At 75.5% G+C, this 25945-nt stretch carries 27 protein-coding genes, 3 pseudogenes and 1 riboswitch; of the genes and pseudogenes, 11 read left to right on the forward strand and 19 right to left on the reverse strand.

All coding sequences use genetic code 11. The features are described from left to right. The first annotated feature begins 44 nt into the window (after nucleotides 1–44). The 3 genes from G7075_RS07435 to G7075_RS07445 all read left to right on the forward strand — a co-directional run bounded on the left by G7075_RS07435 (nucleotide 45) and on the right by G7075_RS07445 (nucleotide 2186). Nucleotides 45–308 carry a hypothetical protein gene (locus G7075_RS07435; protein WP_166120486.1) on the forward strand — a complete coding sequence of 88 codons (264 nt, stop codon included), beginning with the start codon at nucleotides 45–47 and terminating at the stop codon, nucleotides 306–308. Continuing rightward, a complete protein-coding gene (locus tag G7075_RS07440) occupies nucleotides 308–1696 on the forward strand; it encodes a DUF4331 domain-containing protein (RefSeq protein WP_166120488.1) in 1389 nt (462 codons plus the stop codon). Before G7075_RS07435 ends, G7075_RS07440 begins: the two co-directional genes overlap by 1 nt. 79 nt (nucleotides 1697–1775) lie before the next feature. Further along, nucleotides 1776–2186, forward strand: coding sequence for a hypothetical protein (locus G7075_RS07445; protein ID WP_166120492.1), 411 nt, complete (start codon nucleotides 1776–1778; stop codon nucleotides 2184–2186). Here the strand turns inward: G7075_RS07445 and G7075_RS07450 are convergent. From G7075_RS07450 to hisF, 3 genes are read right to left on the reverse strand one after another with little or no spacing between them, the layout of a single operon-like run. After that, nucleotides 2161–2835 carry a Pr6Pr family membrane protein gene (locus tag G7075_RS07450; protein ID WP_166120495.1) on the reverse strand — a complete coding sequence of 225 codons (675 nt, stop codon included), beginning with the start codon at nucleotides 2833–2835 and terminating at the stop codon, nucleotides 2161–2163. The two genes, G7075_RS07445 and G7075_RS07450, sit on opposite strands and share 26 nt — an antisense overlap. A gap of 37 nt (nucleotides 2836–2872) precedes the next feature. After that, on the reverse strand, nucleotides 2873–3430 hold the full coding sequence (locus tag G7075_RS07455; RefSeq protein ID WP_166120497.1) for a hypothetical protein: 558 nt from the start codon (nucleotides 3428–3430) through the stop codon (nucleotides 2873–2875). Nucleotides 3431–3454: 24 nt separating this feature from the next. Further along, entirely contained in the window at nucleotides 3455–4243 is a 789-nt protein-coding gene (gene hisF, locus G7075_RS07460) for an imidazole glycerol phosphate synthase subunit HisF (protein WP_166120500.1), read from the reverse strand. Between the two features lie 37 nt (nucleotides 4244–4280). Here hisF and G7075_RS07465 point away from each other — a divergent pair, with 37 nt between their 5' ends. From G7075_RS07465 to G7075_RS07475, 3 genes are read left to right on the forward strand one after another with little or no spacing between them, the layout of a single operon-like run. Then, on the forward strand, nucleotides 4281–4859 hold the full coding sequence (locus tag G7075_RS07465; protein ID WP_166120503.1) for a hypothetical protein: 579 nt from the start codon (nucleotides 4281–4283) through the stop codon (nucleotides 4857–4859). A gap of 2 nt (nucleotides 4860–4861) precedes the next feature. After that, nucleotides 4862–5962 carry an aromatic acid exporter family protein gene (locus G7075_RS07470; RefSeq protein WP_166120506.1) on the forward strand — a complete coding sequence of 367 codons (1101 nt, stop codon included), beginning with the start codon at nucleotides 4862–4864 and terminating at the stop codon, nucleotides 5960–5962. Nucleotides 5963–5984: 22 nt separating this feature from the next. Then, entirely contained in the window at nucleotides 5985–7208 is a 1224-nt protein-coding gene (locus G7075_RS07475; RefSeq protein WP_240917965.1) for a CynX/NimT family MFS transporter, read from the forward strand. On the opposite strand, the gene G7075_RS07480 is transcribed toward G7075_RS07475, so the two are convergent. From G7075_RS07480 to pnuC, 4 genes are all read right to left on the reverse strand, one after another. After that, entirely contained in the window at nucleotides 7198–7650 is a 453-nt protein-coding gene (locus G7075_RS07480; RefSeq protein WP_240917966.1) for a PH domain-containing protein, read from the reverse strand. The genes G7075_RS07475 and G7075_RS07480 overlap by 11 nt on opposite strands. Then, on the reverse strand, nucleotides 7647–8492 hold the full coding sequence (gene hisG, locus G7075_RS07485; RefSeq protein WP_166120509.1) for an ATP phosphoribosyltransferase: 846 nt from the start codon (nucleotides 8490–8492) through the stop codon (nucleotides 7647–7649). Before hisG ends, G7075_RS07480 begins: the two co-directional genes overlap by 4 nt. Before the next feature lie 28 nt (nucleotides 8493–8520). Beyond that, on the reverse strand, nucleotides 8521–8784 hold the full coding sequence (locus G7075_RS07490; protein ID WP_166120512.1) for a phosphoribosyl-ATP diphosphatase: 264 nt from the start codon (nucleotides 8782–8784) through the stop codon (nucleotides 8521–8523). A 65-nt stretch (nucleotides 8785–8849) separates the two neighbouring features. After that, complete coding sequence (pnuC, locus tag G7075_RS07495) at nucleotides 8850–9611, reverse strand: nicotinamide riboside transporter PnuC (RefSeq protein WP_166120515.1); 762 nt, start codon at nucleotides 9609–9611, stop codon at nucleotides 8850–8852. Nucleotides 9612–9713: 102 nt separating this feature from the next. Further along, a riboswitch (FMN riboswitch) is annotated at nucleotides 9714–9841 on the reverse strand. Nucleotides 9842–9946: 105 nt separating this feature from the next. Between pnuC and G7075_RS07500 the strand changes: the two genes are divergently transcribed. Continuing rightward, nucleotides 9947–10666, forward strand: a complete 720-nt coding sequence (locus tag G7075_RS07500; RefSeq protein WP_166120518.1) for a hypothetical protein — start codon at nucleotides 9947–9949, stop codon at nucleotides 10664–10666. Nucleotides 10667–10677: 11 nt separating this feature from the next. On the opposite strand, the gene G7075_RS07505 is transcribed toward G7075_RS07500, so the two are convergent. The 4 genes and pseudogenes from G7075_RS07505 to G7075_RS07520 form a co-directional block, all read right to left on the reverse strand. Next, nucleotides 10678–11301 (reverse strand): pentapeptide repeat-containing protein, encoded by a 624-nt coding sequence (locus G7075_RS07505; RefSeq protein ID WP_166120521.1) that lies wholly within the window; start codon nucleotides 11299–11301, stop codon nucleotides 10678–10680. A 2-nt stretch (nucleotides 11302–11303) separates the two neighbouring features. Beyond that, nucleotides 11304–11959, reverse strand: a pseudogene (gene rpe / locus G7075_RS07510) (ribulose-phosphate 3-epimerase). A gap of 20 nt (nucleotides 11960–11979) precedes the next feature. Then, nucleotides 11980–12486, reverse strand: coding sequence for a GNAT family N-acetyltransferase (locus G7075_RS07515; RefSeq protein ID WP_166120524.1), 507 nt, complete (start codon nucleotides 12484–12486; stop codon nucleotides 11980–11982). Beyond that, the gene (locus G7075_RS07520) at nucleotides 12483–13967 is read right to left on the reverse strand and encodes an RsmB/NOP family class I SAM-dependent RNA methyltransferase (protein ID WP_166120527.1); all 1485 of its coding nucleotides are present in this window, start codon (nucleotides 13965–13967) and stop codon (nucleotides 12483–12485) included. The genes G7075_RS07515 and G7075_RS07520 overlap by 4 nt, the downstream gene beginning before the upstream one ends. 96 nt (nucleotides 13968–14063) lie before the next feature. On the opposite strand from G7075_RS07520, the gene G7075_RS07525 reads away from it, so the two are divergent. Then, on the forward strand, nucleotides 14064–14900 hold the full coding sequence (locus G7075_RS07525) for a DinB family protein (RefSeq protein ID WP_166120530.1): 837 nt from the start codon (nucleotides 14064–14066) through the stop codon (nucleotides 14898–14900). 7 nt (nucleotides 14901–14907) lie between these two features. Here the strand turns inward: G7075_RS07525 and fmt are convergent. The 3 genes and pseudogenes from fmt to metK all read right to left on the reverse strand — a co-directional run bounded on the left by fmt (nucleotide 14908) and on the right by metK (nucleotide 19356). Then, nucleotides 14908–15845, reverse strand: a pseudogene (gene fmt / locus G7075_RS07530) (methionyl-tRNA formyltransferase). A 165-nt stretch (nucleotides 15846–16010) separates the two neighbouring features. Continuing rightward, nucleotides 16011–18065: a primosomal protein N' gene (locus G7075_RS07535; RefSeq protein WP_166120533.1), complete on the reverse strand. Its 2055-nt coding sequence runs from the start codon at nucleotides 18063–18065 to the stop codon at nucleotides 16011–16013. Between the two features lie 70 nt (nucleotides 18066–18135). Continuing rightward, entirely contained in the window at nucleotides 18136–19356 is a 1221-nt protein-coding gene (gene metK, locus G7075_RS07540; RefSeq protein WP_166120536.1) for a methionine adenosyltransferase, read from the reverse strand. Nucleotides 19357–19484: 128 nt separating this feature from the next. On the opposite strand from metK, the gene G7075_RS07545 reads away from it, so the two are divergent. The 3 genes from G7075_RS07545 (at nucleotide 19485) to G7075_RS07555 (ending at nucleotide 22568) form a co-directional block, all read left to right on the forward strand. Then, nucleotides 19485–20981 (forward strand): hypothetical protein, encoded by a 1497-nt coding sequence (locus G7075_RS07545; RefSeq protein ID WP_166120539.1) that lies wholly within the window; start codon nucleotides 19485–19487, stop codon nucleotides 20979–20981. Continuing rightward, the gene (locus G7075_RS07550; protein WP_166120542.1) at nucleotides 20981–22174 is read left to right on the forward strand and encodes a DivIVA domain-containing protein; all 1194 of its coding nucleotides are present in this window, start codon (nucleotides 20981–20983) and stop codon (nucleotides 22172–22174) included. The genes G7075_RS07545 and G7075_RS07550 overlap by 1 nt, the downstream gene beginning before the upstream one ends. A 100-nt stretch (nucleotides 22175–22274) precedes the next feature. Next, nucleotides 22275–22568, forward strand: a complete 294-nt coding sequence (locus G7075_RS07555; protein ID WP_166120544.1) for a hypothetical protein — start codon at nucleotides 22275–22277, stop codon at nucleotides 22566–22568. Between the two features lie 12 nt (nucleotides 22569–22580). Here G7075_RS07555 and coaBC read toward each other — a convergent pair. From coaBC to pyrF, 5 genes and pseudogenes are all read right to left on the reverse strand, one after another. Continuing rightward, nucleotides 22581–23833, reverse strand: a pseudogene (gene coaBC, locus G7075_RS07560) (bifunctional phosphopantothenoylcysteine decarboxylase/phosphopantothenate--cysteine ligase CoaBC). Nucleotides 23834–23840: 7 nt separating this feature from the next. Beyond that, nucleotides 23841–24119 (reverse strand): DNA-directed RNA polymerase subunit omega, encoded by a 279-nt coding sequence (gene rpoZ, locus G7075_RS07565; protein WP_166120547.1) that lies wholly within the window; start codon nucleotides 24117–24119, stop codon nucleotides 23841–23843. Nucleotides 24120–24122: 3 nt separating this feature from the next. Beyond that, a complete protein-coding gene (gene gmk, locus G7075_RS07570; RefSeq protein WP_166120550.1) occupies nucleotides 24123–24704 on the reverse strand; it encodes a guanylate kinase in 582 nt (193 codons plus the stop codon). After that, entirely contained in the window at nucleotides 24701–25018 is a 318-nt protein-coding gene (gene mihF, locus G7075_RS07575; protein ID WP_166120552.1) for an integration host factor, actinobacterial type, read from the reverse strand. Before mihF ends, gmk begins: the two co-directional genes overlap by 4 nt. A gap of 90 nt (nucleotides 25019–25108) precedes the next feature. Beyond that, nucleotides 25109–25936 carry an orotidine-5'-phosphate decarboxylase gene (gene pyrF / locus G7075_RS07580; RefSeq protein ID WP_166124282.1) on the reverse strand — a complete coding sequence of 276 codons (828 nt, stop codon included), beginning with the start codon at nucleotides 25934–25936 and terminating at the stop codon, nucleotides 25109–25111. Nucleotides 25937–25945 lie beyond the last annotated feature (9 nt).

Consider the following 25945-nt stretch of genomic DNA (forward strand, 5'->3'; position numbering starts at 1 on the left):
GCTCCCGCACGGGGGCTCCCCCGTGCCACAGGAAGGGAACCACCATGACAGGGACATCCCGACGTGGCCTGCTGGCGGCCGCAGGGACGGGGACGGCCATCGCCGTCGTCGCCACCGCCACCGCGGCGCAGGGCGCGCCACGCACCAGGGACGAGGCACTCGGCGAGCTCGACGGCGCCGTCCTCGTGGCCTTCATCGAGGACCCCGGCTCCGGGGTCATCTCGCTCATGGTCGGCGAGGAGGAGGTCGAGATCCACGATCCGGCCCTCGTCCGCCGGCTCGTCAAGGCATCGGGCGGGAGAGCCTAATGTCCTCCCACCGCGAGGCACCCGAGGTCTCCAAGGACCCCGTCGCCGACAACACCGACGTCTACGCCTTCGTCAGCCCCGACAAGCCCGACACCGTCACGCTCATCGCGAACTTCATCCCCTTCCAGAACCCGCAGGGAGGACCGAACTTCTACGAGTTCGGCGACGACGTGCTCTACGAGATCCACGTCAGCAACTCGGGCCGGGCCGGCGACGCCGACGTCACGTACCGGTTCCGCTTCCACACCGAGATCCGCAACCCGCGGACCTTCCTCTACAACACCGGGCCGATCACCTCGATCCGTGACGAGACGTGGAACCGCCCGCAGTTCTACAGCGTGTCCCGGTACGACCACCACCGCGGCTGGAAGACCTTGGCGCACCGGCTGGCCTGCCCGCCGGTCAACGTCGGACCGCGCAGCACGCCGAGCTACTCGAAGCTCGCGGCGCAGGCCGTGCACCGGATCGCCGGTGGCCGGACGGTCTTCGCCGGTCAGCGGGCCGAGGGCTTCCACGTCGACCTCGGCAGCATCTTCGACCTGGGCACCCTCCGGCCGTTCCAGATGGCCCACCTCATCCCGTCGGCCACGGCCGTCGGGGTCAACGGCACGCAGGGGCTCAACGTCCACAGCATCGCCATCCAGGTCCCGAAGACCGACCTCACCGCGAAGAACGTCCAGCCCAAGGACGTCGCCGACGCGCGGTCGGTCGTCGGCGTCTGGGCCACGGCGAGCCGCCAGAAGATCCGGGTGCTGCACGAGGGCCGGGGCAAGGCTGCCAACGCCGGACCGTTCCGGCAGGTCTCGCGGCTCGGCAACCCGCTCTTCAACGAGGTCATCACCCCGATGGCCGAGAAGGACGAGTGGAACGCGCGGGAGCCCGAGGACGACAAGCGCTACGCGAAGTACGTCGCCCGGCCCGAGCTCGCGGGGCTCCTCCCCGCGCTCTACCCCGGTGTCTTCCCGAAGCTGGCGGCCTACACGAAGGACCGCGCCGACCTGCTGGCCATCCTGCTCACGGGCATCCCGGCCGGCGTCGTCCCCGGCTTCCAGAACTACACCGGGACCAACCAGGCCGACATGCTGCGGCTCAACCTCGCCGTCCCACCGACGAAGAAACCCAACCCCATCGGGCTCGTCGCCGGCGACGCGGCGGGCTTCCCCAACGGCCGCCGCCCGGTCGACGACGTCGTGGCCATCGAGCTGCGGGCCGTCGCGGGCGCGACCATCCCGCTCGTCGACCCCTCCTTCACCCCCGACGCCGCCACGGCCGGGCTGACCGACGGGACGACGAACACCAACCCGCCCTTCCTCGCCGAGTTCCCGTACCTCGGGACCCCGGCGGGCGGGTACCAGACGACACCCGGCACCCCGGGCGGCGCCTCCTAGCCGGCGCACCCGTCCCGCCCGCCGGCCTCCCGGTGGGCGGGACGGGGGCCCGCTCCCCCACTGACCGAGAGGACCCCGCATGCCCACCGTGGAGAACCCGTACGCCGGCCAGGGGCCGGTCCCGCTCGACATCGGCGGCGACGTCGGCGCCCTCGTCGTCACCCTCCCCGACGACCGGCCGGACCTCGCCGCGCTCGAGGTCGAGATCCGTCCGGCGGGCTCCTCTGCCGCCCGCCCGCACGACCACGGCCAGGACCACGACGGCCACGACCACGGGGACGGCGGGCACCACCACCACAGCCACCCCCACGGCGCGTTCCCGCACGTCGGCGTCGTCCCGCGCCCCACGCCGGCCGGCACCGTGTCCTCGCTCGTCTACCCCGCGGTGACCGAGGGCGACTACGAGCTCTGCCCCGTGGGGACCGACGAGGTCGTGCTCACGGCCACCGTCACCGGCGGACGGGTCACCGAGCTGGACTGGCCGGGCTGACCCCTGCCTCCGGTGCCGGGCGCAGGCGGCGCTCCAGCGCGACCACCCCGGCGAACAGGGCGAGGAAGAGCACGGTGATGCCGAGGCAGGCGACGACGACCGCGCCGACGCCGCCCTCCCGGTGGTCGAGGAACGGGTAGGGGTACCAGCCCGACAGCGCGCCGACGACGAGGGTCCAGACGAGCCAGACGACCGGCCAGACGAGGGCCTCCACGGCGGTGCGCGGGGTCGTCCGCGGCCGGGGCCCGACGAGCACCCACGCGAGCACAGCGAGGACCGGCACGGCCATGTGCAGCAGCTTGTCGGCGGCCCAGTCGGCGCCGTGCAGGTCGAGCAGCGGGCGGAGCAGGACGAAGTGGACCAGCCCGGTGACGGTGATGCCCACGAGCGCGGCCAGCCGCACCGGACGGAACCACCGGCCGTCACGCGTCGGGTCGCGCCACAGCAGCCACGAAGTGACCGCGACGAGGACGTTGCTCTGGATGGTGAAGTACGAGACGAGCCGGCCGAGCCGGATGCCGAGCGGCGGCACGGCGGTCTCGTCGAGCACGCGGCCGCCCCGCAGCACGAGGACCGTCTGGAGGACGAGGGCGACGGTCGCCACGACGGCGACGACGAGGTGCACCTGGCGGGCGCGCTGCGGGCTCACGCGGCGAGCCTAGGGCCCGGGCGCCCCCGGGCGCGGGTCAGGCGCCCGCGAGCACCCCGGCACCACGGACGGCGGACCAGAGGCCGAGACCGAGGAACACCGGCGCCCCGAGCACCCCGCACCAGAAGCTGTGCGCCGCCGTCGACGACGGCAGGAGCGCCGCGAGGACCGCCACCCCCGAGAGCAGCCCCGCGGCGAGGTGCAGCACCGGCTGCCCGAAGACACCGGCGAGCGCGACGAAGTGCACACCGACGACGAGCAGGACCAGCGGCGCCAGCAGGTCGGAGTGCCCGGTGCGGGCCAGGAGCACCCCCGCCACCCCGGCGACGAGCACCTCCACCCAGAAGACGACGAGGTAGACCGTGAAGGCGCGGCTGCCGGGCTCGATGGCCGTCCCGCTGCCCCAGTGGCGCACGGCGAGGGTCGCGCTCCACGCCGCGAGCGCCAGCCCGGCGACGGACAGCAGCCCGAGCACGGCCCGCCAGACCCACGCCCGGGGTGGGGCCTCCTGCGCCCAGCCCGCCCAGAGGACCGTGGCCAGGCCGAAGACGGCGCCGATCATCACGAGGTCGCGCGGGTGCATCGTGTCGAGCATGGTGGGTCCCCCTCAGGACGTCGGTCAGTGTGCGGCGGCCCGCCGGACCGGCAGGCCGTGCTCGGCGAGGGCGTCCTTGACCGCCCCGATGGTCAGCTCGCCGAAGTGGAAGACGCTGGCGGCCAGGACCGCGTCGGCACCGGCGTCGACGGCCGGGGCGAAGTGCTCGAGGGCCCCGGCGCCCCCGCTGGCGATGACGGGCACGTGGACCTCGGCCCGCACGAGCCGGATCAGCTCGAGGTCGAAACCGTCGCGCGTGCCGTCGGCGTCCATCGAGTTGAGGAGGATCTCGCCGGCGCCGAGCGCCTCGGCCCGGGCGCACCACTCGACCGCGTCGAGGCCGGTGCCGGTGCGACCGCCGTGGGTCGTCACCTCGAACCCGCCTGTCGCGGAACCCGACCCGTCGCGGCGCCGTCGGACGTCGGCGGACAGCACCAGCACCTGCGCGCCGAACCGGTCGGCGGTCTCGGCGATGAGCTCGGGCCGGGCGATGGCGGCGGTGTTGACCCCGACCTTGTCGGCCCCGGCGCGCAGCAGGCGGTCGACGTCGCCGACGGTGCGCACGCCGCCGCCGACGGTCAGCGGGATGAAGACCTCCTCGGCCGTGCGCGCGACGACGTCGTACATCGTGGTGCGGTCGCCGCTGCTGGCCGTGACGTCGAGGAAGGTCAGCTCGTCGGCACCCTGCTCGCCGTAGCGGCGGGCCAGCTCGACGGGGTCGCCGGCGTCGCGCAGGCCCCGGAAGTTCACGCCCTTGACGACCCGACCGGCGTCGACGTCGAGGCACGGGATGACACGGACGGCGACCGACACGGGCGTCAGCGTAGCCGCGGCACTAGGGTCGGGTGTCGTGTGGTTCCAGGTCACGGACCCCGCCGACCCCGCCCACGTCGACGCCGTCCTCACCGCCCTCCGGGGCGCGACGCCGCGCTGCGGCCAGGTGGCCGTCGTCGCCGTCGACGGCCCGAGCGGCTCGGGGAAGACCACGCTCGCGAAGGGGATCGTCGACGTGCTCGGCTGCCCGGTGGTGCACATGGACGAGATCTTCCCGGGGTGGGACGGGCTCGCCGAGGCGGTGCCCCTGCTCGTCAACCAGGTCCTCGTGCCCCTCTCCCGCGGGCGGCGGGGCAGCTACCGGGTCTGGGACTGGGAGGCCGACGGCTGGGGTGCCACGCGCCACGTCGACCCCGGACCGGTCCTCCTCGTCGAGGGCTGCGCCTCCAGCGTCGGCGCCGCCGGGGGCTATGCCGCGCTCCGGGTCTGGCTCGAGGCGCCGCGCGATGAGCGCCTGCGCCGGGGCCTGGCCCGCGACGGTGAGGCCTACCAGCCGCACTGGCGGCGCTGGGCCGCCCAGGAGCAGGCCCTCTTCGCCGCCGACGGCACGCGCGACAAGGCCGACGTGACCTTCTCCACCGCGGACCGGCCGTGACCGTGGCTTCTCGGCTCGCCCGGGCCGCCGACGACGCCCGGACCGCGCTCGAGCGGGGGCTGCACCGGCTGCGCGACCGGCTCGCCCTCCTCGCCCAGATCGGGGTCGGGGTGGTCCTCGCGTGGACGCTCGCCTCGCAGGTCCTCGGCCACACCCAGCCGTTCTTCGCCCCGGTGACGGCGCTGATCTGCCTCGGGCTCACGTACGGCCAACGGCTGCGCCGGATCGTCGAGGTGACCCTCGGGGTCGCCGTCGGCGTGCTCGTCGGTGACGGCGTCGTGCTCCTGCTCGGCAGCGGGCCGCTGCAGATGGCCCTCGTCGTCGTCACCGCGATGGCCATCGCCGTCGTGCTGTCGTCGGGGCAGCTGGTCGTCATCCAGGCCGGGGTGCAGTCGGTGTTCATCGTCGCGTTCGCGGCCTCGGCCGGTCAGGGGCTCTCGCGCTGGGTCGACGCGCTGGTCGGCGGCCTCGTCGCCCTCGTGCTCGGCACCCTCGCCCCGACCACCCCGGTGGCCCGCCCCCGGGCCGAGGCCGCCCGCACGGTCCGGGGCGTCGCGGCCACCCTCGACGACGTCGCGGCGGCCCTGCGCACCGGCGACGCCGCCGCCGCCGTCGCCGCCCTCGAGGGGGCGCGGGCCCTCGAGGCCCGGCTGGGCGACCTGCGCCTCGCGGCCGCCGAGGGGGTCGCCGCCGTGCGTCAGTCGCCCCTCCTGCGCCACCACCGACCACAGGCCGTCGCGGCGTCGGCGCTCGTCGTGCCGCTCGACCGCTGCGTGCGCAACCTGCGGGTCCTCGCCCGGCGGGCCGCGGTGGCCGTCCGGCGCTCGGAGCAGGTGCCGCCGCGCTACGTCGACCTCGTCGCCGAGCTCGCCCGCGCCGCCGAGGACCTCGCCCGCGTCCTCGACGAGCACACCCTGCCCTCGGCCGGTCGTGGGGTGCTGGAACGGGTCGCGGGCCTGTCCGCGCGCGCCGAGCCGGCCGCCGGACTCTCCGCCGAGATGGTGCGCGGCCAGGTGCGCTCGATGGTCGTCGACCTGCTCGTCGTCGCGGGGATGGACGACGACGACGCGCTCGAGCTGGTCCCCGAGTCGCACCTGCCCTGACCCGGGCTGGCACGATGCGTCGGTGAGCACCCCCGAGGCCCCGACCTTCCCGCGCTGGGCCGTCGTCGCCGGCCTCGTGCTCGTCGCCGCCAACCTGCGCACCCTCATGGCCAGCCTCCCGCCGCTCGCCGAGACGGTCCGCGCCGACCTCGGGCTGAGCAACGCGTGGATGGGCGTGCTCACCACCCTCCCGGTCCTCTGCATGGGGCTGCTCGCCCCGGTCGCCAACCAGCTCGGGCGCCGCGTCGGGGCCGCCTCGGCCGTCGGCGCCGGGGTCGGTCTCGTGCTGCTCGGCCTCGTCGTCCGCGGCACCGGCGGTGGCCAGGCGTGGTCGCTGTACGCGGGCACCTTCCTCGCCGGTGCCGGCATCGCCCTCGCCGGGACGCTGCTGCCCGGCATCGTCAAGACCGTCTTCCCCGCCCACCGCGCCGGGCTCGGCACCGGGCTGACGATGATGTCGATGATGGGCGGTGCGGCCCTCGCGTCCGCGCTGGCCTTGCCGCTGGCCGGCGCGCTCGGCGGGTGGTCCGGTTCGCTGCTGGCGTGGGCACCGCTGGCCGCCGTCGCCGGGGTCGTCTGGGTGCCGGTCGCCCGCTACGCCCGTCGTCGTGCCGCGAACCAGCCTCCACCGGAGGACGTCTCGCACGCCCTGCCCTGGCGCAGCACGACCGCGTGGCTGCTCGCGGGCTACCTGTCCTTCCAGTCGTGGCAGTTCTACTCCTCGCTCGCGTGGCTCGCGCCGACGTACGAGTCGGGCGGCTGGACCCCCCGCGACGCCGGCCTCCTCATGTCGGTCTTCACCGGTGCCCAGCTGGTGTCCGGGCTGGTCGCGCCCGTGCTGCTCGACCGCCGGGCCGACGCCCGGGTCCTGCTCGTCGGCGCGACGCTGCTCGGCGGCCTCGGGGAGACCGGCGTCTGGCTGGCTCCCGACGCGGCGCCGTGGGCCTGGGCGGTGCTGGTCGGCGCCGGCCAGGGCGCCTGCTTCGCGCTCGGCCTCGGCCTGCTCGTGCGCTACGCCGAGACCGCCCGCGACAGCGCCCGGCTCACGGCGATGGGCTTCCTCGTCTCCTACACCGTGGCGTCGGCGGGCCCGGCGACGATGGGTGCCGTCCGCGACGCCACCGGGGGGTACACGTGGCTGTGGGCGGTGCTCGCGGCGGTGGCCCTGCCCCAGCTCGCCGCAGCGAGCCGGCTGCGACCCGGGGCCGCCCGGGTCGGGGAGCCGGTCGGGGCGGTCAGCCGCTGACGCCGCGGCGGGCCATCACGAGGCGGGCCAGGCGACGTGCCTCGACCCGGCCCTCCTCGCCGTCGACCCGCTGGACGGCCATGACGGCGAGCACGTCGGTGTCGGACAGCTCGAGGCTGACCCACGGGTCGCCGTCGGGGAAGCGGACGTCGACGATCTCGTCCCACCCGACGGTCCGGGTGGTCATGAGGTTGCGCACCGTCAGCCCGTCCGGCCCGGGCGTCGCCCGGATCGTCGCGTAGCGGGACAGGAACGCGGCGACGAGCACCCCGAAGGCCACGAGGGCCAGCTGGTCGCCCACGCCCCACACCCCGGCCACCCCCATCGCGACGGCGACGACGGCGCAGATGACGAGGAAGACGAGGGCCACGCCGAGCGGGACGAAGCGACCGCGCCGGGGCCGGAACTGGGCGTCGGGGGCGAGGCCGGCCGGGGTCGTCACAGCCGGCAGGCGGTGATGTCGGTGACGAGGATGGCGCGGGCGCCGAGCTCGTACAGCTCGTCCATCACGGCGTTCGTCGTGGCTCGCGGCACCATCGCCCGCACGGCGCACCAGTCGCGGTTCTGCAGCGGCGAGACGGTGGGGCTCTCGAGGCCCGGGGTGATCGCGCAGGCCCCGTCGACGAGGGCGGCGGGCACGTCGTAGTCGAGCATCACGTAGTGCCGGGCGGTGACGACGCCGAGGATGCGGCGCCGCAGCACCTCGATGCCGGCCTTCTCCTCGCTGCCCTCACGGCGCACCAGGACCGCCTCGCTGCGCAGGATCGGGTCGCCGAAGACCTCGAGTCCCTGGCTGCGCAGCGTCGCCCCGGTCTCGACGACGTCGGCGATGACGTCGGCGACGCCGAGGGTGATGGCGGTCTCGACGGCACCGTCGAGGCGGACGACCTGGGCGCTGACGCCGTGGTCGGCGAGGTGCTTCTCGACCAGGCCCGGGTAGCTCGTGGCGACCCGGTGGCCGGCGACGTCGGCGAGCGTGGTCGCGGTGCCGGAGCGGGCGGCGTAGCGGAAGGTCGAGGCGCCGAAGCCGAGCTCCATCACCTCGACCGCGGCCGAGCCGGAGTCGAGGAGCAGGTCGCGGCCGGTGACGCCGCAGTCGACGGTGCCGGAGCCGACGTAGACCGCGATGTCGCGCGGGCGCAGGTAGAAGAGCTCGACGCCGTTGTCGGGGTCGGCGACGACGAGCTCCTTGGTGTCGCGGCGGGTGCGGTAGCCGGCCTCGCGGAGCATGGCGGCCGCGGGCTCGGAGAGCGACCCCTTGTTGGGGACGGCGATGCGCAGCATGGGGTGGTGGTCCTCGGGTTCGGGCCGCTCAGAGGTGGCGGTAGACGTCGTCGGGGGTCAGGTCGGAGGCGAGCATGAGCACCTGGAGGTGGTACAGCAGCTGGCTGACCTCCTCGGCGGTGCGCTCGCGGCCCTCGTGCTCGGCGGCCATCCACACCTCGGCGGCCTCCTCCACGATCTTCTTGCCGATGGCATGGACGCCGGCGTCGAGGGCGGCCACGGTGCCCGACCCCTCGGGGCGGGTGCGGGCCTTCTCCGCGAGCTCGGCGTACAGCGCGTCGAACGTCTTCACGAGGCACAAGGGTACGGGGGTGCGGCGGCGGCCCGGACGCCCGTCCGTGCCGCCGCCGCCCGGGGTCAGGCGACCGGTGCCGGCTGAGGGCTGCTCGCCGCCTGCTCCTGCTCGTTCGCGCGGGTCAGCTTGACCCACTGGGTGAAGCCGTAGAGGACGAACATCCCGTAGAAGATGTACATCACCGACGTCGGCACGTACCCGGTGGCGAACCCGAGGGGCACGCCGATGAGGTCGACGCCGATCCAGGCCAGCCAGAACTCGTTCCAGCCGCGGGCCATCGCGTAGGTCGCGGCGATCGAGCCGACGAAGATCCAGGCGTCGGCGGCGTAGTACCACCACTGCGGCTGGAAGTACGGGTTCGGGGCGAGGTTCCAGAGGGCCACGAAGGCCCACCAGACGACCGCGGTGCCCACGAGCCAGCCGGTGACGGCGACCGTCCGCTCGCGGGCGGTCATCCAGCGCGGGGTGACCGCGGGTGCGTCCGAGCCGCCGCCGACCGCGCGCCGGTGCTGGGCCCAGCGGACCCAGCCGTAGACGCTCACGAGGATGAAGAAGACCTGCCGGCCGGACTGGCCGAAGAGGGGGATCCGCTCGTCGGCACCGAAGGCGGCGCCGATGTAGACGAAGAACAGCATGATGTTGGCGAGGATGCCGACCGGCCAGGCCCAGACCTTGCGCTTCATGCCGTACCAGGCGGAGGCGACGCCGATGAGCACACCGACGAGCTCGAGCCAGTGCAGCTCGTAGGGCCCGATCGGGATGGCGGCGTCGATCACCTGCTGGAAGAGGTTCTGCGACTGGGTCGCAGCGACGAGGGTGTTCATGAGGGTGTTCGTCCTTCGGGTTCGTAGTGCATCTCGGGACGAACTCCGGGGAACGTGCACCGCGACCACGCCGGGACCCCGAAGGACCCGGCTGGACCGCCGTACGTGCGCCTACCATCCGGACTTTCACCGTCGGTCCTGGAGTTCCACCAGGTCAACCGGCCGCTGGCTGCGGTCGGGTCGCGGACTTTAACCGCCGGCTCGGAGTTTCACCGACCCCGGAGCACGTGCCGCCAGTATGCATCGCGCCGGGCCCCGGCGTCACGGGCGTCCGCTGTGCTCTCCCCCACGAAACCCGCTCGACCGCCCGGGCCCCGTGGTGGTCCCCTGTCCCCGTGACCGCCCCCACCGAGGACCGCTTCCGCGCACTGGCCCGCTCCGGCCCGTGGCGGTTCACGACGCTCCGGTTCACCCACCGCCGCGCCGACGGCCAGGTGGTGGAGGCCACGCTGCGGCGGCCGGGCTGGCTCCGGGTGCGCACCGCCTCCGGCGTCGAGCACGTCGTCGACCAGCGCCGACCACGCACGGTCAACGTCATCGGCCTCGACGAGGTCCGCTGGCACGACGAGGCGATGCTCCGTCCGCACGAGGTCCGGGTGGCTCTCGACGCCGACGGCTTCGTGCTCGACCGGCCCCGGTCCCCCCGGTTCGACGCCGACGACCCGCTGTGGGGCTCCTACGACTGGGTGGCGATGCTCGACCCGGTCGAGCTCTCGACCGGGACGACGGTCCGCGAGCTGGCGTCCACGACCCGGCACGGCCGGGAGACCTGGTGGGCGCAGATGTCGGCGACCGACGACTACGAACCCCGGTGCGGCTGTTGCCCGTTGCTCTGGGGCGCGGTGTCCGAACGGCTGGAGGCCGCGGTCGGTGGCCCCACGTGGGCGGCGCAGCACCCCGACGTCTCGTACCCCGCGTCGTGGCTCGTCGGCCTCGACGCGCAGACCGGCGTCGTCGTGTCGGCCGAGCCGCTCGGCGGGGACCGCGACGACCTCGGGTTCGGCGTGACCATCCACGCGGTCGACGACCCCGCGGACGGGGTGGCGGCGGGCTGAGCGCGGCCGGGTCAGCCCTCGACGACCAGGCCCATGGCCCGCAGGATGCCGCCGGCGGCCGCGGCGTCGACCCGCAGCCCCCGGACCCGGTTCTCCGCCGGGTCGACGACGTAGCCGGACGCGCCGACGAGGCTCGCCTCGCGCAGGTCGGTGCCCGCGAACGTGGCGCCGGCGAGGTCGCAGCCCCCGAGGTCGGTGCGGCGCAGGTCGGCCCCGGCGAGGTCGACCTCGCGCACCGAGCAGTCGGCGAACCGTGACCCGGCTGCCTCGGCGTCCCGGAACGATCCGAGGTCGAGGCGGCAGCGCTCGAAGTCCCACGGGCGTGCCGACAGGGGCGCCGGGGCGGCCCGCGACCACTGGACGGCCAGCGCCTTGCAGTCGACGAACCGGCAGTCGGTGAAGCGGCTGCCGGCGAGGTCGGCCATCGACAGGTTGGACCCGGTGAAGGTGCAGTCGGTGAAGGTGCAGTCGCGCAGGACCGCCTCCTCGAGCACGCAGCCGTCGAACCGGCAGGCCTCGAGCTCGAGCCCCTCGAGCACCTCACCGGGCGCGAGCCCCTCGGTGAGGTCGAGGTCGGCGCCGTACCGGTCCTCGAGGACCCCGAGCTCCGTGAGCCGCGCGGCGAGGCCGGCCATCGTCAGTGCCGGTGCCGTTCGGCGAGCGCTCGCAGCTCGGCGACGGCGTCGGCGGCGGAGTCCTTGCCGTAGACGGCCGACCCCGCGACGAACACGTCGGCCCCGGCCTCGGCGCACTGCTCGATGGTGTCGGCCGACACCCCGCCGTCGACCTGGACCCAGACCTCGCCGCCGTGCCGACGGACCGCCTCGCGCACCCGGCGCACCTTGGGCATCTGGTCGGCCATGAACGACTGGCCGCCGAAGCCGGGCTCGACGGTCATCACGAGGACCATGTCGACCTCGGGCAGCAGGTCCTCGTAGGGCGCGAAGTCGGTGCCGGGCTTGACGGCGAAGGCGGCGCGGGCCCCGGCGGCGCGGATGGCCCGGGCGGTGGCGACCGGGTCGCGGACCGCCTCGATGTGGAAGGTCACCGACTGCGCGCCGGCCTCGGCGTACCCGGGGCCCAGCGGTCGGGGTCCTCGATCATCAGGTGGCAGTCGACCGGGACCGGCGAGACCCGGACGAGGGACTCGACGACGGGCAGCCCGAGGGTGAGGTTGGGGACGAAGTGGTTGTCCATGACGTCGACGTGCGCCCAGTCGGCGGTCGAGATGTCCTCGAGCGCGGCCTGGAGGTTGGCGAAGTCGGCGGACAGGATCGAGGGCGAGATCTGCACGTCGGCCACCCTAGCGAGGCTCAGCGCACCATCCGGAGCTCGACCAGGGGGAAGCGCGAGTCCTGCACCCGGGTGCCGTCGGCGACGAAGCCGTTGCGCCGGTAGAACGAGATCGCCCGCTCGTTGCCGCGAGCGGTCCAGAGCTCGGCGGGCCGGTCGGCGAGCGCCCACTCGAGCAGCTGCTGCCCGAGGCCGGTGCCGAGGTGGTCCGTCGCGACGTAGAGAGCCCAGAGCGCCTCCGTGCGGGCCGGGCGGACGCCCTCGTGCTCGAGGCCCGGCCCCGCGATGCACCAGCCCACCGGCCCGGCGTCCCCGTCGAACACCGTGACGCGCCGGACACCGGCGGGCAGCGGCTCGGCGATGACCCTGCGCCACAGCGCGATCCGCTCCTCGGGACCGTGCTCGTCGAAGTACCCCGGGGGCAACAGGTCGGAGTAGGTGTCGACCCACACCTGCTGGTGCATCCGGCCGAGCGCCTCGGCGTCCGACGGCCTCGGCTCCCGCCAGACGAGGGCGCCGAGGCTCACGCCCGTTTCCTCAGCAGGGCGAGGAACATCGCGTCGGTGCCGTGGACGTGCGGCCAGAGCTGGACGTGCGGGCCGTCACCGAGGTCGGCGAGCGGCGCCCCGGTGGCATCGGTGAGGTAGGGGCGGGCGTCGACCGGCTCGACGTCGTCGCGCTTCTTGAGGACGTCGGAGACGACGAAGCGGGTCTCGGCGACGTGGGGGCTGCAGGTGGCGTAGGCGACCACTCCCCCGGGTGCGACGGCGTCGAGGGCCGAGGCCAGCAGGGCGCGCTGGAGGGGCCCGAGCGTCGCGAGGTCGGACGGCTGCCGGCGCCAGCGCGCCTCGGGCCGGCGCCGCAGCGCCCCGAGGCCGGTGCACGGCGCGTCGACGAGGACACGGGCGTAGGCGCCGGGCTCCTCGTCCCCCACCTCCCGACCGTCGGCCGTGCGAATGTCGATGGGATGCCCTGCGGCAGAGGCCTTCTCGATGACCTGCGCCAGGCTCGAGCGCACGAGGTCGGCCCGGTGGGGGCTGACCTCGACGGCGGTCAGGGCGGCGCCGGCGTCCGGCGCGAGGGCGCCGAGGACCCCGGCCTTGCCGCCCGGTCCGGCGCAGAGGTCGAGCCAGCGGACAGGAAGGCCCTCGGCGACCTCGACGGCAGCCAGGGCGAGCGCCAGGTGCTGCGACCCCTCGTCCTGCACCGCGGCCCGCCCGTCGCGGACGGCGGCGATGCGGCCGGGGTCGCCGCTGCGCAGGACGGCGCCGATCGGCGAGGTCGCGCTCGGCTCGGCGTCGGCGTCGTGGACCAGCTCCTCGACCGTGGCCAGGCCGGGGCGGGCGACGACGTGGACCCGCGGCGGCTCGTTGTCGACGGCCAACAGGGCGGCGAGCTCGGCGTCCACCGTCTCCGGGGTGGCCCGGCCGTGGCCCAGGAGGGCGGCGCGCAGCGCGGTGACGACCCACTCGGGGTGCGAGTGCGTCACGGCGAGGGCGCCGACACCACCGCCCGCGGGGGTCACCGCTGCGGTCCACTCCTCGAGGGTCCGTTCCGCCACCCGCCGCAGCACGGCGTTGACCAGGCCCGAGGCGCCCTGCCCGACCACCGTGCGGGCCAGCCCGACGGTCTGGTCGGCGGCGGCGTGCGACGGCACGCGCATCCCGAGCAGCTGGTGCACCCCGAGGCGCAGGACGTCGAGGACCTCGGGGTCGATCCGCTCGACGGGGCGGTCGGCCGCGACGGCGATGACCGCGTCGTACAGGCCCTGCCACCGGACGGTGCCGAAGGCCAGCTCGGTGGCGAAGGCCGCGTCGCGGGGCTCGAGCCGCCGCTGGCGGATGATGCGCGGCATCTCGAGGTTGGCGTAGGCGCCGTCGGCGACCGCCCGGAGCAGCTGGAAGGCGGCGAACCGGGTCGGCTCGGCCCGCTTCGTGCGCTGGGCGGGCGTGGTGGCGGAGCGGCGGCGGGGGCCGCGGCCGGTCGGGCGGGAGGGGCGGTCGGGCACCCGCCGAGGCTAACGGGCGGCGGACGGACCACCGAAACCCGTTGGCCGGCGGCAGCGGACGCCGACCGTCCGCATCCCGCCCTAGGGTGTCGCGGCATGGGCGACTTCCGCGACCTCGACCTGTCCGGATCCTCCGCGGAGCGGGTGACCCTGCGTGACGTGACGGCCCGCGAGGTCGACCTCAGCGACGCGCGGGCCCGCGACGTCCGCCTCGCCGGGGCCGGCGCCACCTCGGTTAACCTCACGGGGCTCCGGCTGCGCGACGTGCTGATGGCCGACGTCGTCATCCGCGGGGCCTGGCTCCAGGGCGTGGAGATCACCGGTGAGGTCGAGGGCCTGACGGTGAACGGCATCGACGTCGGCCCGCTCGTCGAGGCCGAGCTCGACCGCCGTCATCCCGACCACGCCGCGATGAGGCCGACCGATGCCGAGGGCTTCCGGCACGCCTGGGACGTCGTCGAGGAGCTCTGGACCGGCACCGTCGGGCGCGCCCGGCGGCTCGACCCGGCCCTGCTCCACGAGAGCGTCGACGAGGAGTGGTCGTTCGTCCAGACGCTGCGGCACCTGTCCTTCGCCACCGAGTGCTGGCTGCTGCGGGCGATCCTCGGCGACCCCGCCCCGTGGCACCCCCTCTCGCTGCCCTGGGCCGAGGCCCCCGCGATGGAGGGCGTGCCCGACGACCCGGACGCCCGCCCCTCCCTCGACGAGGCCCTCGCCCTGCGGCACCACCGGATGGCGTCCGTGCGCCGCTACCTCGACGACCTCACCGACGAGCAGCTGGCCGGGCACACGGTGCCCGTCGACGGTCCGGGATGGCCCGAGCCGGAGTCGTTCCCGGTGCGGGAGTGCCTGCTGACCATCCTCAACGAGGAGTGGTGGCACCGGCAGTACGCCGAGCGCGACCTCGCCGTGCTCGAGCAGCGTTCCGGCTGAGGGCGGTTCAGCCCAGGCGCTCGCCCGGGGCGATGCGCGTGCCCCGGGCCCAGTCGGCCGCGGCCATCGCCCGCTTGCCGTGGGGGCCGACCTCGCCGAGGGCCACCGGGCCGGACGCCGTGCCGACGAGGACCGCGCGCTTCGTCGCGTGCAGCTCGCCGGGTGCCAGGGCCGGGGCGTCGTCGAGGCCCGTCGGCGCGGGGTCGAGCGGGCCGACCTTGAGCCGCTCGCCACGGAACGTGGTCCAGGCGCCGGGGTTGGGGGTGCATCCGCGCACGAGCCGGTCGACGACGTGGGCCGGCAGCGACCAGCGCACCGCGGCCTCCTCGACGGTGAGCTTCGGGGCGTGGCTGACCCCCTCGGCCGGCTGGGGGACGGCCCGCAGCGTGCCGTCCTCGAGACCGTCCATCGTCGCCACGAGGAGGCCGGCCCCGACGTCGGACAGCCGCTCGAGCAGCGAGCCGGCGGTGTCGGTGGGGCGGACGGCCTCGGTGACGGCTCCGAGCACCGGACCGGTGTCGAGCCCCTCCTCGATGACGAAGGTGCTGGCGCCGGTGACCTCGTCACCGGCCATGACCGCCCGCTGCACGGGGGCCGCCCGCGCCAGGCCGGCAGCAACGAGAAGTGCAGGTTGACCCAGCCGTGGGCCGGGACGTCGAGGGCGACGCGCGGAAGCAGGGCGCCGTAGGCGACGACCGGGCAGCAGTCGGGGGCCAGCTCGCGCAGCCGGTCGAGGAAGTCCTCGTCGCCCGGGCGGGCGGGGGTCAGCACCTCGAGGTCGTGCTCGAGCGCGACCTCCTTGACCGGCGAGGGGTGCAGCGTGCGTCCGCGCCCCGAGCGGGCGTCCGGACGCGTGACGACGGCGACGACCTCGTGCCGCGAGGCGAGCAGGGCCCGCAGCGAGGGCACGGCGGTGTCGGGGGTACCGGCGAGGACGAGACGCACCCGCCGAGTCTAGGAGGCTCGCCGCGGTTCACGGTTCGAGGTGAAAGGGGACCTCCTGACGGCCCGGCATCACCTCGAACCGCCCGAGCCGACCGTCGGCCGTTCGAGGTATTCCGCCGCCACCTCCCGACGGCCGGATACCTCGAACCGCCCGACGCCACCGGCTCAGGCGGTGGGGTCGCGGGGGTCGACGCGGACGGTGACCGGGTCGGGGTCCTTGCGCGCGGCGGAGCGGGCGCGCAGGGCGCTCAGCTCGACGGCCAGCGCCGCCGCCTCCTCGACGGGCACGGTGACCAGGGCCCGCCAGCGCTCCTCGCCGTGGGGCAGCGGGCCGAGGGTCGTGGCCGAGGCGGGGAGCGCGAGCTCGGTGAGGGCGGCGGCGACGGCCGGGCGGGTGCCGGTGAGTGCGGCCATCCGGGCGGCCGGCGGCAGCGCGAGCTCGCGGCGCTCGGCGAGCTCGCGGTCGGCGAACCAGGCGGGGTCCCAGCGCACCAGGGCCTCGACGGCCGGGACGGTGACGTGGAGCGGGGCCCCCGCCAGGACGACCCGACCGCCGGCGGCGGCCGGCCGCACGAGGGCCGCCGCGGCGCACCAGCGCCGGAGCGCCTCCTCCCCCGCGTCGAGGGTCGGGCGGTCGAGCATCGCCCAGGCGTCGAGCAGGAGCGCTGCCGCGTAGCCGCCCTCGGCGACGGGCTCGGCACCGGGCGTGGAGACGACGAGGCGCGGGGTGCCCTCGACCGCGTCGAGGACGGTGCCCGCCCCGGAGCGCTCGACCGGCACCCCGGGGAAGGCGCGCCCCAGCTCCTCGGCGGTGCGCCGGGCCCCGACGACCGACGAGCGCAGCCGGGTGCCCGAGCAGGCCGGGCAGGAGAACGCGGTCTCGACCCGTCCGCACCAGCGGCACGCCGGCGGACCCTGTGGGCCGGCCAGCCCCAGCGGCCCGGAGCACACCCGGCAGCGCGCGGGCCGGCGGCAGTCCTGGCAGGACAGCGACGGCAGGTACCCGCGCCGCGGCACCTGCACCAGCACCGGGCCGGTGGCCAGCGCCTCCTTGGCCGCGCTCCAGGCGACCGACGGCAGGTGCGCGGCAGCCACCGCGGGGTCGCGCTCGAGGTCGGCGCCCTCCCCCGCCACCCGCACGGCGGGCACGGCCGCCCGCAGGCTGCGCCGGTCGGCCTCCACGGGCGCCAGCACGCCGCGGGCGACGAGGTCGGCCACGGCCGCCGACCGGGTGTGGCCCGCGGCCAGCACGGCGGCCCCCTCGCGCCGGGCCCGCTCGAGCAGCACCTCGCGGACGTGCGGGTACGGGGCGCGGGGCTCCTCGAGGAGGTCGTCGCCGTCGTCCCACCAGGCGACGAACCCGAGGTCGCGCACCGGGGCCAGGGCCGCCGCGCGGGTGCCGACGACGACCGGCACGTGCCCGCGCAGGGCCTTGAGGAAGGCGGTGTAGCGGGCCTGCGGTCCCTGGTCGGCGGTGAGCCGGGTGTGGCGGCCGGGGCCGAGGGCGGCCACGAGGGCCGCCTCGACCCGGACGACGTCGCGGTGGTCGGGAACGACGACGAGCGCCCCGCGCCCACCCTCGACCGCCGCCCGGACGGCCTCGGCGAGCACCGCCGGCCACGCGGTCGCGGGCTCGACCGACGGCAGCGCGAGGAGCGAGGCGGCCGGCGACCCGCCCTCGCGGACCCGAGCGAGGAAGGCCGCGCCCGCGGGGTAGGCCGTCCAGGCGGAGCCCTCGGACGCGGGCAGGGGCTCGTGGCCGGGGGGCTCGAGCGGCAGGGCCTGCTCGGCGCGGGCGTGGCGCGGCGGCACCGCGAGCCGCAGCACGTCGCCGAGGGTGCCGGCGTAGCGGGCCGCGACCGCCCGCGCGGACGCCAGGACCTCCGGGGTGAGCACCGCCTCGGGCGAGACGAGCCGCCGCAGCGGGCTGAGCCGGCCGGTGTGCTCGGCGGTGTCGCGCCGCTCGAGGACCCAGCCGTCGAGGTCCTGCCCGGCGAAGCGGACCTTGACCCGAGCCCCCGGCTGCGCGCCCGCGGCCATCGACTCGGGGACGAGGTACTCGAACGGCCGGTCGAGGTGGGCCAGGCCGGTGTCGACCTGGACGAGGGCGACCGGGTGGTCCTCGGTGGTGGGGTCGTCCCCGGCGAGCCGCCTCGGGCGACGGCGCCCACCGGCGGCGATGAGGGCCAGCTGCTCGCCCTCGGCGCCGGTCTCCGTCACGGCCCCGAACCTAGCGGAGCCCGCCGACCCCGGTGGGGTCGGCGGGCTCCGCCTGTGGACGATGGCGGCGTCAGCCGGCGACCGCGCGCTGCAGCGCCTCGACGCGGTCGGTGCGCTCCCACGTGAAGGCGTTGTCGACGCCGGGGGCGCTGGTGCGACCGAAGTGCCCGTAGGCGGCGGTCGGCTTGTAGATCGGGCGGAGCAGCTCGAGCTCCTCGAGGATGGCCAGCGGGCGCAGGTCGAAGACGCGCAGGATGGCGGCCTGGATCGCCTCGACCGGTGCGGTCTCGGTGCCGAAGGTCTCGACGTACAGGCCGACGGGCTGGGCGACGCCGATCGCGTAGGCGACCTGGACCTCGCAGCGCCGGGCCAGGCCGGCCGCGACGACGTTCTTGGCGACCCAGCGGGTGGCGTACGCCGCCGAGCGGTCGACCTTCGAGGGGTCCTTGCCGGAGAAGGCGCCGCCGCCGTGGCGGGCCATCCCGCCGTAGGTGTCGACGATGATCTTGCGGCCGGTGAGGCCGGCGTCGCCCATCGGGCCGCCGATGACGAACTTGCCCGTGGGGTTGATGTAGGTGCGGTAGCCGTCGGTGCGCAGGTCGGTGCCGGCCTCGGCGAGCTCGGCGAGCACCGGCTCGATGACGTGGCTGCGGATGTCGGGCTGGAGCAGGCCCTCGAGGCTGACGTCCTCGGCGTGCTGCGTCGAGAGGACGACGGCGTCGAGCGAGACGGCCCGGTCGCCCTCGTAGGCGATGGTGACCTGGGTCTTGCCGTCGGGGCGCAGGTAGCCGAGCTCCCCGGTGTGGCGGACGGCCGTGAGCCGCTCGGCGAGCCGGTGCGCGAGGAAGATCGGCAGCGGCATCAGCTCGGGGGTGTCGTCGCAGGCGTAGCCGAACATCAGGCCCTGGTCGCCGGCGCCCTGCTTGTCCTTCGGGTCGACCCCGCCGCTGCGGTTCTCGAAGGCGGTGTCGACGCCCTGCGCGATGTCGGGGCTCTGCTGCCCGATCGAGACCTCGACCCCGCACGAGGCGCCGTCGAAGCCCTTCGTCGAGGAGTCGTAGCCGATGCCCAGCACGGTCTCGCGCACGATGGAGGGGATCTCGACGTAGGCCTCGGTCGTCACCTCACCGGCCACGTGGACCAGCCCGGTGGTCACCATCGTCTCGACGGCCACCCGGCTGTGGGGGTCCTGGTCGAGCATGGCGTCGAGGATGCTGTCGGAGATCTGGTCGCAGATCTTGTCCGGGTGGCCCTCGGTGACGGACTCGGACGTGAACAGGCGTGCGGACACGCGGCAACTCCTTCGATGTGGGGCAGCGCCGCCCCGTGGGTGGCGGCGCACCGGCCCAACATACCGGTCCCTGAGAAGCGTCGCGGGCCCGGTCCGGCTCGCGGCACGCGCATGGAATCATGGGCCCCGTGTCCGACGGGTCCAGCATCGAGGCGACCGAGGCCGCGCGGGGCGTCGCGACGTCCACGAGCCCGGTCGACGAGGCGCTGTCGCTGCTCACCCGGGCCCAGGACCTCGCCGACCAGCTGCGCGAGGAGGCCGGCACCGAGCTGAGCGCCGCCCGGGCCGAGGCCTCCCGCATCCGCGCCGAGTCGGCCGCGGCCGCCCACGAGCTCGCCGAGCTGACCGCCCGGGTCGAGACCGCCCGCGAGGACTCCGACCGCCGGCTCGAGGAGACCCGCTCCGAGGTCGAGATCATGCTCGCCGACGCCGCCGACCAGGCGGCGCTGCTGCGCATGACGGCCACGAAGACCAGCGACGAGGCCGTCTCCATCGCCGAGGAGCAGGCGGCCTCCCTCGTGGCCGAGGCCCAGCGCCGGGCCGACGCGACCCTCGAGCGGGCCCGCCACGAGCACGAGACGACGATGACCCGCCTCGCCGACGAGGAGCGCGGGCACCAGGAGCGCTGGGCCGCCGAGCACGAGGTGCACACCGCCGAGCTCGCGACGCTGCGCGACACCACGCACGCCGAGCTCGCCGGCCTGCGCCAGGAGGCGGAGACCTACGCCGCCCGACACCGTGCGGACGCCGAGGCCGAGGTGCTGGCCCGGCTCACCGAGCTGACCACCCGCGAGGAGGGCTCGCGCGCCGAGTCCGGCCGGCTGCTCGAGGACGCCCGGGCCGAGGCCACCCGGCTGCTGGCCGAGGCGGAGGCGGAGGCCGCGTCGGTCGTCGACAGCGCCGAGAAGCACCTGGCCTGGGCCCAGGGCACGGTCCGCGAGGTGCTCGAGCGGGCCGACGCCGAGCGCGAGCGCCGGGCCCGCGAGCACCATCAGGAGGTCGTCGAGCGCACCCGGTCGCACCGCCAGCGCGTCCAGACCCTCCTGCACAGCGCCACCGCCAAGAGCCGCGACCGGCTCGCCGAGGCCGAGTCCGAGTCGCGGCGGATGCGCGAGCTGGCCCAGTCCGTCCTCGCCGAGGCCCGCGCCGACGCCGAGCGCACCCGGGAGGCCGCGGCCCGCGAGTCCGAGCGGCTCGTCGCCGACGCCCGCGCCCGCGAGGCCGAGGCCACCGCCCGGGCCGAGCGCCGGCTGGCCGAGGCCGACGAGGGGGCCCGGCGGGTCCGGCAGAGCACGGCCGAGGACGTCGAGCGGATGCACCGCGAGGCCCACGAGTACCACCGGGCCGCGCGGGCCGAGATCGTCAAGGCCTCCGACGAGGCCCGCGAACGCGCCGACGCCGTCCGTGCCGAGGCGCACGCGGCGGTCGAGCGGGCCCGGGCCGAGGTGCATACACTCGCAGCGCGACGCGACGCGATCACCACCCAGCTGGGCCGGCTGTCGGGGGTCATCGACGCCCTGGCCGTCTCCGAGGACGACGCCCCGCCTCCCCCCGACGACCGGGCCGACCCGGGCCCCGCCGACCAGCCCACCGACACCGCACCCATCCCCGACCAGGAGTCCTGATGAACCAGCCGGAGTTCCCCACCGTCTTCCGCGGCTACGACCCCGTCCAGGTCGACGCGCACCTCGCGGCGCTGCACCAGGCCGTCGAGACCGCCCGGCAGGAGGCCGAGGCGGCCCGCCAGGAGGCCGCGGAGTCCTCGGTCGAGCTCTCCAAGACCCGCCAGGACGCCGAGGCCGCGGGCTCCGAGCTCGAGGCGCACCGCAGCCGCATCGCCCAGCTCGAGGACGAGGGCCGCAAGGTCTCCAGCCCGACCTTCGCCGACCTCGGCGAGCGCATCGGCTCGATGCTGGGGCTCGCCGACGAGGAGGCCTCCTCGATCCGCAGCGCGGCCGCCGAGGACGCCGACCAGACCCGCCGGCTCGCCGACGAGCAGTCGCAGCTGGCCCGTGCCGAGGCCGACACCTACGCCGAGGAGGTGCGCAACCGCGCCGACACCGACGCCGCCGAGGTGCTCTCGCGCGCCAAGGCCGAGGCCGACTCCATCGTCGACGACGCCGCCCGCGAGGCCGCCGCCCGCCGCGAGGAGGCCGAGGCCTACTTCGAGAAGCAGCGCGCCACGGCCGCCGCGCAGGCCGCCGACTTCGAGAAGACCCTCGGCGAGCGCCGCGACGCCGCCGCCGCCGAGTTCAACGACCAGATCGCCAAGCAGGACCAGGCCCTGCTGGCCGTCCAGGAGCGGGCCGACCTGCTCGCCCGGGAGGCCGAGGAGGACCACCAGGCCAAGACCGGCGAGGCCGGGCGCCTGCTCGAGGCCGCGCGCACCGAGGCCGCCGACATCGTCCGTTCCGCCAAGGAGCAGGCCGACCGTGTGCGCCGCGACTCCGAGCGCGAGCTCGCCGCCGCCACCGCCCGCCGCGACAGCATCACCGCGCAGCTCTCGAACGTCCGCAACATGCTCGCCACGCTCGGCGGCCCCGCGGCCGCCGAGGCCCTCGCCCCGGCCGAGGACGAGGTCGTCGAGGAGTCCGCCGAGACCGGCGACGAGCGTCTGACCGAGGACGGCCGTCGCGTCCCGACCCTGGCCGAGCTCGCCGCCCAGGACGTGGAGGACGAGGACGCCGACGTCGAGGAGGTCGACGAGGAGGTCGAGCCCGAGGACGAGGCCGCCGACGACGTCGAGGACGAGCTCGGCGACGAGGGCGACGAGCCGGTCGAGGCCGCCGCGGGCAAGAAGGCCTCCGCCAAGCGCTGACCTCCCGGGGCCCACCCGCAGTCGAACGACGAGAACATGCCGTCGACCCCACCGGGTCGACGGCACGTTCTCGTCTCTCGACCGGTGGCAGGCTGGGGCCGTGAACCCCGGCCGGACCGTCGCGCCCCAGCGGCTGCGGGTCTTCCCGGACTGGTCCGCCGACCCGGTGTGGGCCGACGACGGCATGGTCGACCTCGACGACCTCCCGGTCACCGGCCGCCTGACGGAGGCGCTGCGGGCCTGGGCCCGGGAGTGGGAGCGCCTGCTCGGCCCGCGGTTCGAGGTTCGCGAGAAGGACGCGTACGCGGCGTGGCTGGACGCCGGGCGGCAGCACGCGCGGCGCCTGCAGGCCGAGCTCGGGCCCGACTGGACGGTGGAGTACACCGCCGAGTGAGGGCCCGCCGGCTCAGAGCAGGTCGGTGACGACGTCCCAGACGGCGGCCGCGACGGCGTCCTTCGTGGCCGGCCCGACGTCGAGGACCGCCTCGCTCCCCCTGCGCAGCACGTGCACGGTGTTCTCGTCCTTGCCGAACGTCAGGTCGGCGCCGACCTCGTTGACGACGAGCACGTCGCAGCCCTTGCGCGCGAGCTTGGCCCGGCCGTGCTCGAGCACGGAGCCGTCGGCGTCCCCGGTCTCGGCGGCGAACCCGACGACGACCGGCGAGCCCGACCCGCCGCGCGCCGCGACGAGCCCGGCGAGGATGTCGGGGTTGCGCACGAGCGCGACGGCGGGAGCCGACTCGTCGGCGGAGCCGTCGGCCCCCACGCCGTGGGTCTTCTTGATCTTGTGCCCGGTGTAGGCGGCGGGCCGGAAGTCGGCGACCGCGGCGGCCATGACGACGACGTCGGCCTCGGCCGCCTCGGCGCGCACGGCGGACTCCATCTGCAGGGCGGTCTCGACCGGCACGGCGCGGACCCCGGCCGGGACCTCGAGGCCGGACGTCGTGACGAGGACGACCTCGGCGCCCCGGGCCGCGGCGACCCGGGCCAGGGCGTACCCCTGCTTGCCCGACGAGCGGTTGCCGAGGAAGCGGACGGGGTCGAGCGGCTCGCGGGTGCCGCCGGCGCTGACGACCACCCGCCGCCCGGCCAGGGCGCCCCGGGCTGCCGGCGGGGCGGGAGCCGCCGCACCACTGCGCTCGAGCTCGCGCCGGCAGATCTCGAAGAGCTGCTCGGGCTCGGGCAGCCGTCCCGGCCCGCTGTCACGACCGGTCAGGCGGCCGGACGCGGGCGGCACGACGTGGACGCCGCGCTCGGTGAGGGTGCTGATGTTGGCCTGCGTCGCCGGGTGCTCGTACATCTCGGTGTGCATGGCGGGCGCCATGACGACCGGGCAGCGCGCGGTGAGCAGGACGTTCGTGAGCAGGTCGTCGGCCTGGCCGGTGGCCGCGCGGGCCAGCAGGTCGGCGGTGGCCGGGGCGACGACGACGAGGTCGGCCTCCTGGCCGATCCGCACGTGCGGGACCTCGGTGATGTCGGACCACACGTCGGTGTGGACCGGCTTGCCGGACAGTGCCGACCAGGTCGCCTCGCCGACGAAGTGCAGCGCCGAGGCCGTGGGGACGACGGTGACGTCGTGGCCGGCCTCGGTGAGCAGCCGCAGCAGCGAGCACGCCTTGTACGCCGCGATGCCCCCGCGACGCCGAGGACGACCTTCACGGTGGGGTCAGCCCTCGGTCGGGGTCTCGGGGGTCGGCTCGGAGGTCAGGAGGCCCTCGTTGATCTCGCGGAGGGAGATGGACAGCGGCTTCTCGTGGACCTCGGAGTCGACGAGCGGGCCGACGTACTCGAGGAGGCCCTCCTGGAGCTGGGCGTAGTAGGCGTTGATCTGCCGGGCCCGCTTCGCGGAGTAGAGGACGAGGGCGTACTTGGAGTCGGCCTGCTCGAGGAGCTCGTCGATCGGCGGGTTGGTGATGCCGATGGGGGTCGCCGTGGTTCCGGACACGCGTCAGTCTCGTTTCGATGTGGGGACGGGGGTTCGCGTCCATGATACGAGGTCCTCCGCCGCACGCCGAACGTCGTCGTTGACGACCGTGACGTCGAACTCCTCGGCGGCGGCCAGCTCGACCCGGGCGGTGTCGAGGCGCGCGGCCCGTTCCTCGGCGTCCTCGGTGCCCCGCCCGACGAGCCGGCGGACCAGCTCCTCCCAGCTCGGGGGTGCGAGGAAGACGAAGAAGGCGTCGGGCATGGTGCGGCGCACCTGGCGGGCCCCTGCGAGGTCGATCTCGAGCAGCGCCGGCCGGCCGGCGGCCAGCGCCTCCTCGACGGGGGCGCGCGGCGTGCCGTACTTGGCCCGGCCGTGGACGACCGCCCACTCGAGGAGCTCGCCGGCGGCGACCATCTCCTCGAAGCGCTCGTCGGAGACGAAGTGGTAGTGGACACCCTCGACCTCGCCGGGACGGGGGCGCCGGGTGGTCACCGACACCGAGAGCCACACCTCGGGGTGGTGCTCCCGGACGTAGGCAGCGAGCGTCCCCTTGCCGACCGCGGTCGGCCCGGCGAGGACGGTGAGGCGGGAGGGGGTCGTCACTGCCGCCCGAAGCGGTCGAGGAGCGCCGCCACCTGGTTCTGGCCGAGGCCGCGCACGCGACGGCTCTCGGAGATGCCGATCTCCTCCATGATCTGGCGGGCCCGGACCCGGCCGACGCCCGGCATCGACTCGAGCAGCGCCGACACCCGCATCTTCCCCACCACGTCGTTGCTCTTCCCCTCCTCGATGACGGCGCCCAGCGAGGCACCGGCCCGCTTGAGACGGTTCTTCACCTCGGCCCGTTCGCGTCGGGAGGCAGCCGCCTTCTCGAGGGCGGCTGCGCGCTGTTCCTGGGTGAGCGGGGGAAGGGCCACGGAGAGTTCCTGACGGTCACTGCGGGCGCTGGCTGCTCAACGTCCGACTGTTCGTTCGCGACAATACCGCGCCGGAGGAGGCCCCCGACATCAGCCTCGCCGCGCCCCGACGACGGCCGCGAGGTCGTCGGCGCTGCGCCGGGCCGCGGCCCGCAGGGCGGCGACGGACGGGCCCGCCCCGAGCACCTCGCGCGAGCTGTTGCCGAGCACCTGGGGCAGGGCGTCGCCGAAGGTCTCGCGCAGCCCCTCGGGGGTCCCGCCCTGGGCCCCGAGACCCGGTGCGAGCAGCGGCGCCGCCGACCCGGCGAGGTCGAGACCGAGGTCGCGGGCCGCCGTGCCGACGGTCGCCCCGACGACGAGCCCGACGCTGCCGAGGCCCCCCGCCTCCCGGGCCGCCGCGTTGTCCTCGGCCGCGCCCTCGACGACCGAGGCGGCGACGGTGCGCCCGTCGAGCACGGCGTGCTGCACCGAGGGCCCCTCAGGGTTGGACGTCAGCGCCAGCACGAACACCCCGCGCCCGGTGGCCGCCCCGAGGTCGAGCGCCGGCCGCAGCGACCCGTACCCGAGGAACGGGCTGACCGTCACGGCGTCGGCCCGCAGGGGCGAGTCGTCGGAGAGGTAGGCCTGCGCGTAGCCGCCCATCGTCGTGCCGATGTCCCCGCGCTTGGCGTCGAGCAGGGTGAGGGTCCCGGCCTCCCGCAGCGCCTCGAGGGTGCGCTCGAGCACGGCGACACCGCGCGAGCCGAACCGCTCGAAGAACGCGGACTGCGGCTTGACGCAGGCCACCGATCCCCCGAAGGCCTCGACGCAGGCCGCCGCGAACCGCTCGAGTCCGTCGACGGTGTCGGGCAGGCCCCAGGCGTCGAGCAGGGCGGCGTGCGGGTCGATGCCCGGGCAGAACGGGCCGTGCTCGTCCATCGCGGCGCG

Source organism: Phycicoccus sp. HDW14, from assembly GCF_011383005.1.
Lineage (GTDB): Bacteria > Actinomycetota > Actinomycetes > Actinomycetales > Dermatophilaceae > Phycicoccus.